The sequence below is a fragment of the Sneathiella marina genome (assembly GCF_023746535.1).
Taxonomy (GTDB): domain Bacteria; phylum Pseudomonadota; class Alphaproteobacteria; order Sneathiellales; family Sneathiellaceae; genus Sneathiella; species Sneathiella marina.
In genome coordinates this window covers 1,544,488-1,559,617 of the sequence record NZ_CP098747.1, presented here as the reverse complement: position 1 = coordinate 1,559,617, position 15,130 = coordinate 1,544,488, and the positions used below count along the sequence as shown (strand labels likewise).

The 15,130-nt window shown below is 43.7% G+C and carries 13 protein-coding genes; 4 read left to right on the top strand and 9 right to left on the bottom strand.

Features of this window, described 5'->3' with window-relative positions; translation table 11 throughout:
• Both NBZ79_RS07480 and NBZ79_RS07475 read left to right on the top strand, forming a co-directional pair.
• Positions 1 to 1,002: an ABC transporter ATP-binding protein gene (locus NBZ79_RS07480; protein ID WP_251936983.1), complete on the top strand. Its 1,002-nt coding sequence runs from the start codon at positions 1 to 3 to the stop codon at positions 1,000 to 1,002.
• Complete coding sequence (locus tag NBZ79_RS07475; protein WP_251936981.1) at positions 999 to 1,967, top strand: dipeptide ABC transporter ATP-binding protein; 969 nt, start codon at positions 999 to 1,001, stop codon at positions 1,965 to 1,967. Before NBZ79_RS07480 ends, NBZ79_RS07475 begins: the two co-directional genes overlap by 4 nt.
• On the opposite strand, the gene NBZ79_RS07470 is transcribed toward NBZ79_RS07475, so the two are convergent.
• A complete protein-coding gene (locus NBZ79_RS07470; RefSeq protein ID WP_251936979.1) occupies positions 1,964 to 2,674 on the bottom strand; it encodes an HAD-IA family hydrolase in 711 nt (236 codons plus the stop codon). The two genes, NBZ79_RS07475 and NBZ79_RS07470, sit on opposite strands and share 4 nt — an antisense overlap.
• A 107-nt stretch (positions 2,675 to 2,781) precedes the next feature.
• Here NBZ79_RS07470 and NBZ79_RS07465 point away from each other — a divergent pair, with 107 nt between their 5' ends.
• Both NBZ79_RS07465 and NBZ79_RS07460 read left to right on the top strand, forming a co-directional pair.
• Positions 2,782 to 4,026 carry a glycosyltransferase family 4 protein gene (locus tag NBZ79_RS07465; protein WP_251936976.1) on the top strand — a complete coding sequence of 415 codons (1,245 nt, stop codon included), beginning with the start codon at positions 2,782 to 2,784 and terminating at the stop codon, positions 4,024 to 4,026.
• Entirely contained in the window at positions 4,019 to 4,996 is a 978-nt protein-coding gene (locus NBZ79_RS07460) for a glycosyltransferase family 2 protein (RefSeq protein WP_251936975.1), read from the top strand. Before NBZ79_RS07465 ends, NBZ79_RS07460 begins: the two co-directional genes overlap by 8 nt.
• Positions 4,997 to 5,039: 43 nt before the next feature.
• Here the strand turns inward: NBZ79_RS07460 and NBZ79_RS07455 are convergent, their stop codons facing one another.
• The 8 genes from NBZ79_RS07455 to NBZ79_RS07420 form a co-directional block, all read right to left on the bottom strand.
• On the bottom strand, positions 5,040 to 5,771 hold the full coding sequence (locus NBZ79_RS07455; protein ID WP_251936972.1) for a SpoIIAA family protein: 732 nt from the start codon (positions 5,769 to 5,771) through the stop codon (positions 5,040 to 5,042).
• Between the two features lie 111 nt (positions 5,772 to 5,882).
• A complete protein-coding gene (locus tag NBZ79_RS07450; RefSeq protein WP_251936970.1) occupies positions 5,883 to 7,919 on the bottom strand; it encodes a capsular polysaccharide biosynthesis protein in 2,037 nt (678 codons plus the stop codon).
• A 95-nt stretch (positions 7,920 to 8,014) separates the two neighbouring features.
• Positions 8,015 to 9,124: a glycosyltransferase gene (locus tag NBZ79_RS07445; RefSeq protein ID WP_251936969.1), complete on the bottom strand. Its 1,110-nt coding sequence runs from the start codon at positions 9,122 to 9,124 to the stop codon at positions 8,015 to 8,017.
• Positions 9,125 to 9,426: 302 nt separating this feature from the next.
• On the bottom strand, positions 9,427 to 10,356 hold the full coding sequence (locus NBZ79_RS07440) for a class I SAM-dependent methyltransferase (RefSeq protein ID WP_251936967.1): 930 nt from the start codon (positions 10,354 to 10,356) through the stop codon (positions 9,427 to 9,429).
• Between the two features lie 88 nt (positions 10,357 to 10,444).
• On the bottom strand, positions 10,445 to 11,440 hold the full coding sequence (locus tag NBZ79_RS07435; protein WP_251936965.1) for an NAD-dependent epimerase/dehydratase family protein: 996 nt from the start codon (positions 11,438 to 11,440) through the stop codon (positions 10,445 to 10,447).
• Positions 11,441 to 11,475: 35 nt separating this feature from the next.
• Positions 11,476 to 12,402, bottom strand: coding sequence for a glycosyltransferase family 2 protein (locus NBZ79_RS07430; protein ID WP_251936963.1), 927 nt, complete (start codon positions 12,400 to 12,402; stop codon positions 11,476 to 11,478).
• 364 nt (positions 12,403 to 12,766) lie between these two features.
• Positions 12,767 to 13,918 carry an NAD-dependent epimerase/dehydratase family protein gene (locus tag NBZ79_RS07425; protein WP_251936961.1) on the bottom strand — a complete coding sequence of 384 codons (1,152 nt, stop codon included), beginning with the start codon at positions 13,916 to 13,918 and terminating at the stop codon, positions 12,767 to 12,769.
• 44 nt (positions 13,919 to 13,962) lie between these two features.
• Positions 13,963 to 15,123, bottom strand: coding sequence for a polysaccharide biosynthesis protein (locus NBZ79_RS07420; protein ID WP_251936960.1), 1,161 nt, complete (start codon positions 15,121 to 15,123; stop codon positions 13,963 to 13,965).
• Between the last annotated feature and the right edge of the window lie 7 nt (positions 15,124 to 15,130).

The window sequence follows — 15,130 nt, the reverse complement described above, 5'->3', positions numbered from 1 at the left end:
ATGAGCTTGCTGGAAGTTAAAAATCTTAGTGTTGATTTTCGGACTGCGCATGGAAATTTCCGGGCCGTAGATAATGTGTCACTGACGGTGGAGAAAAGTGAGGTTCTGGCCGTTGTCGGCGAATCCGGTTCCGGCAAATCTGTCGCCATGCTGGCCGTTATGGGTCTCCTTCCCTGGACGGCGACCATCACCGCCGATATTATGGCTGTTGATGGCCAAGATATGCTAAATATGCGACCAAAAGAACGGCGGAATATTATCGGCAAAGATATCGCGATGATTTTTCAAGAGCCGATGACCAGCCTCAACCCCTGCTTCACCGTCGGCTTCCAACTTGGTGAGGCTTTGCAAGCGCATCTCAAACTAAGCCGCCGTGAAAAGAAAGAGCGCATTGTCAATTTATTGGAACAAGTTGGTATTCCGGCGCCTGAAAAACGCCTGTCTTCCTTTCCTCACCAGCTTTCCGGCGGTATGAACCAGCGGGTCATGATCGCCATGGCTATAGCCTGTCAGCCCAAACTGTTAATTGCCGATGAGCCGACAACCGCGCTGGATGTCACTATTCAAGCCCAGATTATTGACCTGCTTCTCAAGTTACAGCAGGATACCGGCATGGCTCTGGTATTGATCACGCATGATATGGGAGTGGTAGCGGAAACCGCTCAACGGGTATCAGTTCAGTATGCCGGGCAGCGCATTGAAATGCAGGATGTTAAAGGTCTTTTCTCAGAGCCGCATCATCCTTACACCCAAGCCCTGCTTTCAGCCTTACCGGAACGTGCCGTCGGCAAAAAGCTGGCGTCAATTCCCGGTGTTGTACCGGGGCAATTCGATCGGCCTGCTGGATGCCTTTTTTCCCCCCGATGCGCCTATGCAACATCCCGGTGCCGCTCAGAAAGGCCCGTAGCTGCAAATGCCGGCTTTGGTTCCGCTCTTTGTCATTATCCTCTTAAAGGGGGCAGCCCTGAAGGCCATCCCGGAAAAGATGAGGCTGTAGCATGAGCAATGATACTGTCCTCACTGCTACTGATCTGGCGCGTCACTATCCGATCTCCGCCGGGGCCTTCAAGTCGAAACTTTCCCTCAAAGCGCTCGCCGGTGCAAGCTTTACACTAGAGCGCGGAAAGACCTTAGCGGTCGTTGGAGAAAGCGGCTGTGGAAAGTCAACATTGGCGCGGCTGGTGACAATGATAGAGCCAGCGACCAGCGGTTCCCTGGTAATTGGTGAGGAAGATATTGCGACCGCTTCTATGAAAGCGCTCGCCCATCTTCGGCCGAAAGTTCAAATAGTGTTTCAGGATCCATACAGCTCCCTCAATCCGCGGCAACGGGTCGGGGCAGCATTGGAGGAGCCGTTGCTTGTAAATACGAAATTGAACGCATCGGAACGCCGTGCCCGGGCACAGGAAATGATGGCCAATGTCGGCTTACGACCTGAGCAATTCGATCGTTACCCTCATATGTTTTCGGGCGGGCAACGCCAACGTATCGCTATTGCACGTGCATTAATGTTGGAGCCGGACATACTTGTACTCGACGAACCTGTTTCCGCCCTCGATCTCTCCATTCAGGCTCAGGTTCTCAATTTACTGACTGAGCTTCAGGAACGAATGAACCTCGCCTATTTATTTATCAGTCACGACTTGTCCGTCGTCCGGCATATTGCGGATGACGTCATGGTTATGTATCTGGGGCGCCCAGTAGAACAGGGCCCTGCCAAAGAAGTATTTGCTAATCCCTCTCATCCCTATACACAAGCTCTTCTCTCGGCAACGCCGGTCGCAGATCCCAATCACGTCTCTGAACGTATTGTCCTGAAAGGCGAACTCCCCTCGCCCATGGACCCACCAAATGGCTGTCCGTTTAACCCGCGTTGCCCTAAAGTCTTTGAAAAATGCCACGGGGACCGACCGGCTTTACAGAATATTTCGGACAATGTCGCGGTAGCCTGTCACCTGTTTGATTAGGCGCGGTATCTTTCTAACTGCATGACGAGATCCGGAAAATCATGCGCGATAATGTCATGGTGCTCGTCTGGATCGGGATCTGGCGGTCCAGCAACTCCCCACTCGTCGGGCCGCCGGACAAATGCAGTTTTGTATCCTACGGCTCGTGCGGCATTTAAATCAATATTATGACAGGCCACCATCATTATCTCGCTTGGGTCGAGAACAAGCCATTTTGCTACCTGTTCATAGGCAGCGGGAAGTATTTTATAACGCCCTATCATCTCACAGGAAAATACAGCATCCCAGGTCAATCCATTGCGCTTTGCCGTGTCTACAATTAAGGATACTGAGAGAATGGTGAAAGACGCGACAATGAAATTGTCACGCATCTCTTGCAGGGACTGAGGAAAATCCGGCCAGCAGTCGAGCTCATGCCAGGTTCGCCAGATTTTATCCCTTTCCTCAGATGAAAATGCCTCAAGGTCATAACTCGAAACAATTTCAGATAGCTTTTCCCGGTGAACGTCGTCAATGTTGAATTCTGCTGGTGAATCTGATCCCGCATTCACCATGGCCCGCAATGATTGAGCCCTATAGTCATTTGCAATTGCAGCCCAATCTCGTTCTAAGTCATGCTTCCGACCAACTGAGGCAAGAGCCGAAGTTATTCCGCTATGCCAATCAAGGATGGTTCCACCAGTGTCAAATGTAAGCGCTTTTATCATTGTTGAGCCAAATCAAATTAATAATTCTGAAGTCGCAAATTTAGCAAGCAGACGACCATTCCCCTAAAACCGATCTAAATAGATATTTTTAGATAATAGCACCGTCAATGTGGCATAATCCCTTTATAAAGTCATTTAGCGATGTTAACCAAATTAGCACACTAGGACTGTATTTTGATAAGTATGGATCTCATTTTAAAAATAGCCCAATGAAGATTGCAATTGTTACACGCTCCGATCCGGAAAAGATGGCGAGTTGGTCAGGGACACCGTTCTTCATTATAAATGAGCTGCGGAAATCCGGGCATGATTTGCATATGGTTCATACAAGAGATTATTATCCGCTACAGATATTTATCAAAGTAATAAAAAATCTTTGCTGGCTTTTTCTTAGATGCAATATCGATTTATCCCTCACACCAACATACAGCAAGTATGTCAGTAAAAATCTGGATAAAAGGCTTGATGCTATAGGGCCTCATGCTGTTATCGGTATTGTTGCATCTTCTGAACTGGCAAGCCTTTCGACAGAGCTACCAATTATCCATATATCTGACGCCACATATATGGTTCTAAGTGACTATTACCCAAAAAGATCATTTGTACCTGCATGGTTAAGAACTAAGGGAAATATTCTTGAAAGCAACGTTCTAGAAAGATCGGAGTTAGCGATTTTTCCCTCTGACTGGGCCCGAGATTCCGCTATTGGCCATTATGGAACTGAGCCAGAAAAGACGAAAATTATAAAGTTTGGCGCGAACGTAAGAGAACTACCAATCCTCACAGAAGATTACTATCGTAAAAAATTCGAAAATGGCTGCAGATTACTTTTTGTCGGCAAAGAATGGCAACGAAAAGGCGGTGACATTGCATTGAGCGCTTTTCAGATTCTCCAATCTTCCGGTATGAAGATCACAATGGATATTGTGGGTTGCGATCCTTTTGCTTCTTCGCCACCTAATGGAATTACCATACATAAAAACATTCAAAAAAATGATCCATCGCAGTTTAGTCTCTTTAATCAGCTATTTGCCGATGCTTCATTTTTTATTTTACCCACTCGTGCGGAAGCCTTCGGACTTGTCTTTGCTGAAGCAGCGGCATTCGCTACACCTGTTTTGGCAACAAACACTGGCGGTATCGGGTCCGTGGTGGAAGACAACAAGACCGGTATTCTACTTCCGCTTAAAGCCGGAGGAGAGGAATTTGCACAAGAGATATCTAAATTATGGGGAGATAAGAAATCACTTATACGAATGGGAACCGCCGCAAGGGAAAAATATGACAATGAGCTAAATTGGGATAGCTGGCAGAAATCGTTTTCTGCTGCACTGGAAGAAGTAATTGAATAAATCATGCCACCAATTGAATGTAAAAGTTTCGATCGTTATTCCCGCGTACAATAATGAAGAAACGCTATGCGCAACATTGGATGCCTTGAGTAATCAAACCCTTCCCGCGTTCGAAATTTTTGTTGTAGATGACGGGAGTGATATCGAAGTCCAAGCCCTTTTACAAACCGCCTATCCCGCAGTTAATGTAATCCGGCACGAACAAAATTCCGGCGTACAAAATGCTCGAAATACCGGCTACAACATGGTTACCGGAACGTATGTATTGTTTCTTGACGCCGACGATATCCTTTTCCCGGAATTTCTTTTTGAAATGGCAACGGTGTTAGAAGCGAATAAAGCTGCGGGGGCTTGTATTGCAAATTTCGAAAAATGTTATGATCTAGGATCAGCTCAGATAGCAGCGGAACACACTCCGATAGAGTCGCAAATTCAGTATTTAACAGTAGATTCAGGATTATCTTATTATCTGGAAAACACTGGCCGCTTTCTACCATCTTTTACTATGTTTAGAAAAACTACTTTAGATGACATTTCTGTGCAGGGGGTTCCTTTTCCGCCCGAGGTTTGGGGCAACGAAGATTTCCATCTATTCATTCGACTGCTTGCCAAGTACCCCATTTACGTCATTTCTAATCCATTGGGGATATACTATCTCAGAAATAATAGTCTTTCACGAGATCAAATTGGCGTTTGGGCATCTCGAGCAGTTGCGATGGAGTCTCTTATAGAATTAGAAAGGTCCTTTCCCTTCTCACCTCGGCATTTAAAGCTGTTTGAGAGGATGAGAAGTTCTGCCCAAAGACGTCATGCATTGCTGCTCAGCAGAAACAAACAAAGGCAGGCCGCCTTGGCAATTCTGAAAACTGAGTTAAGGCGATCTCTCGGGATCAAGACACTCGTTGTATTTTTTATGCTTATATTACGAATTCCGACGAGAAAAAGAAATTTCGAGGGACAGGAATACTAGGAAACGCGGATATGCTGCCTCCATTCCAGAGACAAACAATCAGCTAGGACTTTATCCAACGCCAAGCTTCTTCTTGCTCCTTTACATCGAACATTTTCATTTCAACAGGTATCATAGCCGACATCAATTTCGTTAGTGCCTCCATCCAATCTCGCATCCCGACAACAGCCATCCTGTCAAAATGGCTCCAGTTCCGAATTCCAAAATTGAAATCCTGCCAGAAGGCCGAAATTTCCATGCCGTTGAAACCTGTCATATCAACATATAGTTTAATTTTACCATGTTGCGCAATTAACTCATTCAATAGTGGCAAAAGCGATTTCTCATAGTCTTCACCTGTTAGCTTATCATTGATTTTGAGCCCGATAATATCGGGACTATCACTTGTCAGAACGGAAAAAGAGGATTGTTCGTCACTGGACAACCAATCTTCCGCAACTTCTTTCTGATCTTCTTCAAAGGTTCGTATTTCTGTATCTACAAAGATTTCAGCGATACCTGCCATCCAACCCTGCCAATGATGATCCACAATGAGCGCGATGCGCTCCACTTTCTCGTGATGGGCCTTGACGAATTTAAAATGGGCACGAGCTGCCTCGAGGTCTTTCCAACCTGCAAAGTCGCTGGCATCAAGAAACAGCCGAACTGAACCATTTTCCGCGATAACCGGATCAATAGCCTTTGCGACGCTATCCCAATCTTCGACTTCGATCTTTCCGGAAACTTCAGCCCTCAGGATATTACCCGATTTATCTTTTTCCACAGTTATCATCATACTCTCCTTTCACTAGATTGAACGTAATCACACTTATCCGTCAATTCCAGTTGAAATCTGATAAAACAGGCCAGCCCGTCAATTTGTCGCGGTTTGGCATTGACCTCTAGGCTAGTAATTGTTCCACAGAATTGTCGACTGATAATATAGGTGAAGCTTTCTAGTTAGCCGCCTTAAATAGCCTCCATTCAAGTTTTTAAGTTCATCACGACTTATCAATTGATCACGTAAATCACGCAAGTGATGCAAAACCGCTTCGCAGCTCGTAAAGCCTCTTAGATTCTGGTCCCAATAGAGCGGATACCGAATTAATGTGCCGACAACCAGTTCCTCGATCGACAGCACTCTTTTACGCCATGGGATATCGTGAATGTCATCTGTGAGGCCCCATCCTGCATAAAAAGGCTTGCCGTAAACGGTAACCTGCTTACCCCTTAACAAAGCGTCAAATCCGGTCAGGGAAGTCATGGTATGCACGGCATCACAACTTTCTAAGCAACTTATTATCCCTCGCTTTTCCTCACTATAGTCTGCGAATTGATAAACCTGGGCTCGATCGATGTTGCCAGGCCTTTTACCAAACAAAACGTCAGGATGCGGTTTGTATACGATATAAGCATCTGGGTTGGCGGAACGAACCGCCTTCAACAACCCCAGATTTGTTTTCACGGACTCACAACCCAATTTGATCGACGCATCGTCTTCAACCTGACCCGGTACCAATATTATCTTTTTGCCAGCACTACTCCAATTCGTTGCCTCCAACTTCTCCAGATTGTATTTACACAAGGCGTTATCAATAATAAATTTACGTATCCAAATAGCGCGGGTTATATCTTCTTTATCAAATTCTGCCCTATTGAGTATTTCTTCTAAATGAGACGGCTGTTTTGGATCGAAATACATCCCGACATGATCCAAAACCAGTGAACTTGGAGGAATTAGATCCGACCCCAAGCCAACGGACCTGATAAATCCATCCTCCATATGCCAAATGCTGGCCCCAGTCTTTTTTGACATTTCCAACAGTTCCGCCGGAGTGTCTGCACCCCAACAAATTAGCCTGTCAGAAGATTTTACATCCTTTTTGTGCAAATTTCTTGCGTGCCGTACAAACGAAACTTTTCTTCTCTCAAAGGCAAGAAAGGGTAAGACATTCTGTGCCTTCCAGTTTGGAAACCCAACGCAAATAGTTCTCCTATTTTGAAGACTTGCTGCCATCTCCTTCTGTAAACACAAAAAGCTTATGACATCAAAAATGGAACCCCTTTTGCGTGTAACGGGGTCAAGATAGTGCGTGTAATGAAAATACGCGGCGGCAAAAAGTTCTTGAACAGACCTGTCTCGCGTCCGCCGTGAATTCAATTGCCGATCATCAGTCACTCCCCAGCCCGCATACCAGGGCATACCGAAACAACTCACTGGCTTGCCGACAAGCAGTGCTTCAAATCCCATTTGAGAGGTGACCACATATACTTTATCCATGTGAGACAATAGGCTGATTGGACACATTTCTTCCCGAATAAGAACTGTTTTAGCATCCTCTTCTATGAAGCTCAGATGGCCTTTCTTGTCACCAGAACTGACTTCCGGGTGCGTCTTTACATAGAGAATAGCGTCGGGGTTTTCTGCTCTGGCCGCCTCCAGCATAATCCGAAATGTTTCTTCACAGGCTAGGCCCAGGTCAATACTGGAATCTCCTTTGGTTTGATCGACAACTAGTACGCGTGACACCTCCGTATCCGGGAAGACGGAACTCTTCGGCTCAGGCGCCATGTTATATTTGCTGAGCTTTTGCTCCACGAGCAATTGACGCGCTCTATCAGCATCAACCTCGATACCTTGCAGGAGATTATCATCTGAATTCAGAAGATTTTCCAAATCTGAAGCGCGCGTGGCGTCATAGTAAATACCTGTTTTATCTGCGATCAGCGACAAGGGAGGATATTTTTCACCCGGTCCATAGGAACGCAGAAATCCATCTTCGAGCCGAAGACATTCTATCCCGTGCTGATAAGCCAGGCGCTCAGCTGCCTTGCCACTTCGCTTCATCCCCCAACCGGCAACTGTATCGACATTTTTTGGTAGTGTTTGAGAGCCAGTGAATGCAGTCTCAGACCCCAAAAAACTGTTTACACAAGGAATCATAGAGGCTTTTCTTGAAGTAATTCCAATCATTCAAATGTGTTTTCTTTTATGCTGCACGTAAATAGAATTACGGTTCCAAATTAATTGAGTCTTCGTTACAAATTTTGCGAATTTTGTCGTAGCGCTGATTGAATGACATTCATCCAGTTATGTTCAAAATCACGTTTCCTGAAACTTTCTCTGGCAAACTTGCTGGCGTTACGCGAAAGTCTAGACCGTACTTCTTCATCGGCGAGATTGTTGAGGGCAATGACCATTGCTTCTGGATTTTTTCTATCAATCAAAAACCCATTTTCATTATCTTTGATAAGGTGATTGACCCCTTCACAATCGGAATAACCTATACACGGTATGCCGTAGGTAAAGGCTTCAACAACAACATTGGGTAATCCTTCTTCATAAGATGGAATGACAAGTCCATAGGCTCCGTTATAGATTTTGTCTACATTTTGCTCGATCCCGTAGTCCAGCAACCGTACATCCGGATAAATATTTCTCAATTCCCGCAGCTCTTTTTTAAAATTATTCTTTCCATATTGAATGAATTTCCAACCCTGTTTACCGGCCGCAAAACGTGCAAATGACTGGGCCGCCACCATCCCGTTTTTATTTGAATTCTTCATGCCCCCAACGGAGATAATATTCTTCCGAAGAGTCCTAAACACAATTGGTTCACTTGGTTCAAAGGAATTGTAAAAAGGGTATGTATGGGAGTGATATTGAGGATGAACGGTACTTTCATACGCTGGTGCAGTAAGCCTAATGGCTGAGGCCTTAGAAAACACCGTTTGCCTTATCCAAAATGCATCTTCAAGGGTTTTGCAGCCATCCTGCTGATTGATAAAAATGGAGGCAATCATGCGGTTTGGGTTCGTGCATTCCTGAATTATGAAAGGTGTATTCCATATTTCGGATATTGACAAAATTCTTTTGAAAAATCCTGACATGGCAAATCCAATAATCACGTCAAATTCACATTTGATTTCTCTTATGCCTCGATCACTATTGATATTGACTTCAATAATTTCTATCTCTCTCGACAGGTTTAAAGTTACATGTTTTGCGAGTTTTGGATTGCATATAATTGTAGCTTTATGTCCGTTCTTTATTATTATTTTCGCCACTTCATGAGCTATTTTTTCTGCTCCTCCTGTACCTCGTAAAAATGCTGGTATTAGAAGGCCTATCTTATAAGGATATCCCATCTCCAGTGCCCTAAAATAAACCGAGCAGAAATATTTTTCTAAGCATCATCAATTTTCCTTTTTTTAAATTCACTTGCAAACATCGCATTGATTTCAGGGTTCAGCCTCCTTCGAATCTCTAATTCCAAAAACTCAATTTTTTTATCTTTTTTTGATAACGATAACTTGGGACGAGCTTCTGGATTACTCCGCAACCCATCCCAAATTAAGCGAGGATTATAGAAATTGAATTTGCTAAAAGACTTAAATAACGAGGTCAAATATTTTCTCATACCATCATAAAACGTCTAATATTTGCGCCCCTAATGAAGACCAATGTCGCTAGCCTTAAATGGTGTACTTAATCCACGGCTAACGATAGAAACACTACGTTTTCTATGCGTAACCTTTTTTTCTTTCTTTAAATTGGTATCTATAATTTTATAGTCGTAGTAATCGATTGGCCTATCATTTGATGCTTCAACCATTTTTCTAGCTATTATAAAGATCAAATTATTACAATTAAGTTCCAAGATTTCAAAACCAGCTTTATAGACCATGGATGCCAAGTTTCTTGCAGAAAAGTAATGATAATGGCAAGCTCTAAATAGCTGATATCTATCAGATTTCAAGATATGGTCCGGACAATCTAAGTAAAGCGTCTTCAAGGAAAGAAGACCCCCCATTTTTAATATTTCATTACAAGTTTTTAGATCCTCGTAAGGATTATACGAGTGCTCTAAATAATCAAAATTTATAACAATATCAAAGTTGTTTTTTGGAAGTTCCAGTTGATTTGTAAATCCATGATATGCATTGAAACCCAACTCACGAAGCTCATTAATTGCAGCAAGATTTATATCATTTCCCTCAGCATCCAGTCCCAATTCTTTCGCGGCTTCCATAATTGTACCCGCACCACATCCCATATCAAATAATGACGTTGCCTTATTGTCATGGAATTCAAGAGCTTTTTTCACATGATTTAGGTGAAGAGCCCTCACATTTGGCCGATTTCTTTTGCGCTCTAAAACTGCGCGTGCTTTCTCATCCCCTACTAAATAATTTTTATTAAACTGAGTGGCATTCGGTCGGGGGGATGCAAAAACAAGACCGCAATTTTTACATTCCATCATCGTTAAAGGCTCATCTCCTGTCCAATGAGGTTCAGTTGACCTCATGAAAAGAAAGAAATCACTCTTGCCGCAATAATTACATTGCTTAACATTTTCCCAAATAACTTTTGATGACATCAATTTATCTCCTATTCAGCGGTGATTATGTTTGGATTTTTGCGATGGCAAAAAACCTAGGAAGCCATTTAAATGAAACACAAATGCGTCATTGTTTTTGCTCACTTACAAACCAATCAAATGTATCTTCAATCCCTCTTTGCAGCGCCGTCTTCGATCTCCAATTCAACTTCTGCCGCGCTTTGCTCGTATCAGAATAAATATTCATTATGTCTCCTATTCGTTTCGACTGGTTTAGTATCTTGGGACGGGTGTAACCTTTCTGTTCAACCGTTGACGAAATGACATCGACTAGTTCATTCACCGATGTCTCCCGATTGGTTGCAATTTGAAAGACTTCGCCTCCAACATCCGATGCAACAGCGGCAGCGGTGATTGCCTCGACCAAATCCTCGATGTAAATAAAGTCGCGTGTTTGAGAGCCGTCACCAAAAATTGTCAACGGATCTTGTTGCAACAGTGTTTTCATAAATTTGCTGACAACGCTTTCTTTATGCGCTGCGCCTATGCCGTAGACATTTCCAAATCGCAGCGCCACTGTCTCAATACCAAATGTCTGAAAATAGGCGGAGCAATACGCTTCTCCGCAAAGCTTACTTGCCCCATAAGGTGAGGTCGGATGAGGCACTTTCTCCTCATGAACCGGAGATGTGGTGTCTCCCACTACTGCACTACTGGATGCGAGGATAAAGCGCGGCACGCTATTTAGTCGTGCTGCTTCTAGGTAGTTAAACACACCGATAACATTAGACATACAGTCAGCCCGCGGATCACTTACGGAAGGGCCAACTCCCGTATTTGCGGCTAAATGAACTATTATGTCTGCGCCCTCTGTCACTTTAAGAGCACGATCCTGATCCCGGATATCAATCTCGAAATGCTGAAGTACATTTTTTTGCCAAATGGGCATCTTCATAACATCTGCGTGTACAATAGGAATATTCAGTTTCTCTAAAGGCTTAATGCTTCCCACAGAAAGATTATCTATCACACGAACAGCGTTATCGACGTCCCTTGTCAGTTTCGCTATCAGTGCCGAACCGATGAAGCCGCATCCGCCTGTAATTACCCATTTTTTTGTCATTTGTTATTACCAAAAATAGAATTGAATTCGAGTTTCTATAAACTTAAGAACGTTGAATAGATGTTCTTGGAATTTGAATGAAAGTTTAGGTGCTCCCGCCGCCAGGTTTCCCATTGCTCAAGGCGGTCCATTGCTTTTTCGCCGTCTCTAAGCTTGTTTGATAATCCGTTTTTACGCCATAGGCCGAGCGATAAGGGTTTGCGAATTCGGGCATGTTTTTTACAACTAAATCTATTCTCTATTCGAGCGACGAATTCACAATCTTTGCCCAAACCGGACGTTTGAAATAGGCCTACTTCATCGACCAATTGCTTACGAAACAGCAGTGAGGAAGGATTCCATCGGAGAAAATTTTCGGCATTTCTTGAGAATAATTGCCCCGTTTCCTCGTTAATCCGGAGAAAATATGATGAAGAGCAGGCGATGGTTCGGTTGGTCATCAAAGGTTTTATTTGGGCAGAAATTTTGGCGGGATGAGACCAGTCATCGGCGTCATGCATCGTAATGAAATCGCCCGTAGATTTCGTGATGCCAAAGTTTTTTGCCGCCCAGATTCCAACATTCTCGCCTAGGCGATATGCCCGAATGCGAGCATCCCGTTTTTGAAAATCCAGTGCTACCCCAAATGTGTTATCCGTACTGCCGTCATCAACAACAATAATTTCCTGTGACTGCCAAGACTGCTTCAAGAGTGACTGTAAAGCTGTGGAAAGATAAGCTTCTTCATTATGGGCGGTGAGAACGACCGACACCAGAGGCCCATCCTTCACTGTACCTACTTCTTCGGGATCACAACAAATGGAATGTATAGTAAGTTGATTTTCATCCCAACATCCTTCGGGCACTGTCAGCTCTGCATCTGTAAAAATTTTTTCAAAACGCTCTTGAGCAAGTTCTTGCTGGCCGGATTGCTGGGCAACGAATACAGCCAGCGGAGGCGAGATTTTCAGTATATTTTCCATTATGGGACTAGAAGTCGAGGTTCTTGCCTTACAATAAAGATTGGTATGTATCCATCCAGGCCGATTATCCAAAAATTCAATTACCTGTTCAGGTATCTTCGTCGCTAACTGGCCAAGTAATACCCTCGCGAGAGGGTGCTTATGAAATTTAGAAACCATTTCCAGTGCTTCTTCCGACTTTCCGGTTTGAGCAAGGGCAATCGCCCTGTAAATGGAAGGCGCGTCGGTTTTTTCCAGAACACTTAGATGCATTCCGGCCCGAGACAGAATCTCAATATCCTGACCAGCGGATAATATCAAAGCCGCATTATGCTCGCCTTTTCGAGACAAGCGACGTGCTCTAGATCTGGCCATCATATTTTGGTTACCGATCCCATTTTACACCTCGAAAAATGCAATTCGTTTTAATTCTATCCTTATAGGTCAATATCAATTTCATCATGTTATCCACCACTTCTTCCGTGAGTAGATGTGGTTTCAAACCGAGGTTTTCGAGTGCACTATGGATTGGATTATAGTAATGCTCTTCCATCTCGATACGGGGATTTGGAAGGTTTTGCACTTCGACATCAATGCCAAGCCGCTCGCCTGATTTTTTAACAAGTGACGCAATTTCATTGACACTGAATGTCTCAACAAACTGATTAAAAACCCTCATTTCGCCCGCCTCCGCAGGCTTTTCGATTGAAAGCTTCACACATTGCAACGTGTCTTTAATATTGAGGTAACCTCTGATTTGGCCGCCTTTCCCGTAAACCGTAAGCGGGTATCCAGCAATCGCTTGAACCATAAACCGATTAATCACGGTTCCGAAATATTCGTCATAATTGAAAAAAGAAAGAAGAGCTTCTTCGCCTACATTTTCATATGTCTCCAAACCGTAGACCGGTCCTTGCATCAGATCGGTAACACGCAATCCCCAAGTCCGGACATAGAACCAAAGTAGATCAGTATCCAAGACTTTTGTGGTGTGATATAGGCTGCCTGCAGCTCGGGGGTATAAAAATTTCTGTTTCCGGCCCTTATGCTCAACATGCAGCCAACCTTCTTCAATATCAATATTGGGCGTACCGTATTCTCCCATCGTACCTAATTTCACGATATGACAATCCGGAACGATTTCATGAACAGCCTGTATAATATTAAATGTCACAAATAGATTATTCTTGAGCGTCAAATCAGCTGTGTTTCTATTTTTCATAGAATATGGTGCAGATGGTTGTTCCGCGTAATGAACAACAGCATCAGGTTTAAATTCATTAAATACGTCTTTTGAAAATTCCCAGTCAGTAAGATCGCCAATACGAACTTCAATATTGTTCCCGGATTTTTGCAGCCAAGACTCGGATCTACAATGCAGGTTCGGAACATCAAAAAGCGGGTCGGAATCAGTTTCTCGGCTAAGGTTACGTCTCAAATAATTGTCGACAACCATAACCTCGTGGCCGTGTGCGGACAGATGCATTGCTGTCGGCCAACCCAAATATCCGTCTCCGCCTAGAATTAGAGTCTTCATAATTTTTCCAATAGTACTTGTAAATATTTGATTGTTGCGACTTGTTAGCCGCTCACCGCGAAACCAGTTGTTTCTTTTTCACACGGGACCGTAGGTGCATCGACTAGACGAATGCTATCCAACAACTGGGTGCGGAGGGAAAATGGTAAGACTCCAGGCTGCCGGAGGAAGTCAAACACTTCCTGTTTACTCAACTTCGACGCTGTTTCCGACGTGTAAACGCACCTAGAATCTTTGAAGCCTAATTGAAGATAGTGATCCCGGACTTCTTCAGTGTTATTGCATTGCGCCGGAAGAACACAAAGGTAGTTGTCATTTTCCAGAATACGCTTGCTTTCTTCATCGGTACTTAGTTCTTCCCATCGCTTCTCACCAAGGCGAGCACCAATAATTCTTTTCTCAATTTTGGAAGGATCGTATCCAAATTGAGGAGCTATTTTTTCGATCAAAACATCCGCAATATCTGAAATCATCATTGCGGGCATTTTTGTTATTAAAATTTCACCGCCTTGACTATAAACCATACTTTTCAGTACCAAATCCGCTGCATGAGACATACCCATCATAAATCGTGACATTTTGGTATCTGTTATGGTCACAGGCCCTCCCTTTTGAATCTGATCACAAAAGAGCGGAATTACCGACCCACTGGAGCCAGCAATGTTTCCAAAACGTGTGCTGGAAAACAGAGTGGTCGCATCAGGACCAACAGCCATGAAATTTGCCGCGATAAATAGCTTTTCGCCCATAAGCTTTGATGCGCCCATGACATTGGTCGGGCTCACAGCTTTGTCAGATGATGTAAACAGAACTTTCTTAACGCCGTTCTCTTGAGCGGAACGAATGATTGTTTTTATTCCAATAATGTTTGTATTCACTGCGCTGAAAGGACTAACTTCGCAGGAAGGTACGTGTTTTAAGGCCGCTGCATGGAAAACATAATCGACAGAGCCAAATACTCTGAGCATTTCCCATTCGTCCGTAATGTCAGCGTGAAAAATTCGTAACCTTTCATCTGCACAGTAAAAGCTCCCGAGTTCAAATAACGCAGATTCATTATTATCTATACATCGTACTTCCTTCACACCATGGTCTAGCAACTTACTTATTAGCTCAACACCAACAGAGCCCACTCCACCCGTGACAGCTATTATTTTGTTATCAAAGAAATTTGAAAAAATTGAATTAGTATCAATATGATGCATATCGTCC

Coding starts and splice junctions, on each gene's coding strand:
- NBZ79_RS07445 (WP_251936969.1), bottom strand. CDS start 9,124: ATGGGATATCCTTATAAGATAGGCCTTCTAATACCAGCATTTTTACGA.
- NBZ79_RS07455 (WP_251936972.1), bottom strand. CDS start 5,771: ATGATGATAACTGTGGAAAAAGATAAATCGGGTAATATCCTGAGGGCT.
- NBZ79_RS07425 (WP_251936961.1), bottom strand. CDS start 13,918: ATGAAGACTCTAATTCTAGGCGGAGACGGATATTTGGGTTGGCCGACA.
- NBZ79_RS07480 (WP_251936983.1), top strand. CDS start 1: ATGAGCTTGCTGGAAGTTAAAAATCTTAGTGTTGATTTTCGGACTGCG.
- NBZ79_RS07440 (WP_251936967.1), bottom strand. CDS start 10,356: ATGTCATCAAAAGTTATTTGGGAAAATGTTAAGCAATGTAATTATTGC.
- NBZ79_RS07450 (WP_251936970.1), bottom strand. CDS start 7,919: ATGATTCCTTGTGTAAACAGTTTTTTGGGGTCTGAGACTGCATTCACT.
- NBZ79_RS07475 (WP_251936981.1), top strand. CDS start 999: ATGAGCAATGATACTGTCCTCACTGCTACTGATCTGGCGCGTCACTAT.
- NBZ79_RS07430 (WP_251936963.1), bottom strand. CDS start 12,402: ATGGAAAATATACTGAAAATCTCGCCTCCGCTGGCTGTATTCGTTGCC.
- NBZ79_RS07470 (WP_251936979.1), bottom strand. CDS start 2,674: ATGATAAAAGCGCTTACATTTGACACTGGTGGAACCATCCTTGATTGG.
- NBZ79_RS07435 (WP_251936965.1), bottom strand. CDS start 11,440: ATGACAAAAAAATGGGTAATTACAGGCGGATGCGGCTTCATCGGTTCG.
- NBZ79_RS07420 (WP_251936960.1), bottom strand. CDS start 15,123: ATGCATCATATTGATACTAATTCAATTTTTTCAAATTTCTTTGATAAC.
- NBZ79_RS07465 (WP_251936976.1), top strand. CDS start 2,782: ATGTGGCATAATCCCTTTATAAAGTCATTTAGCGATGTTAACCAAATT.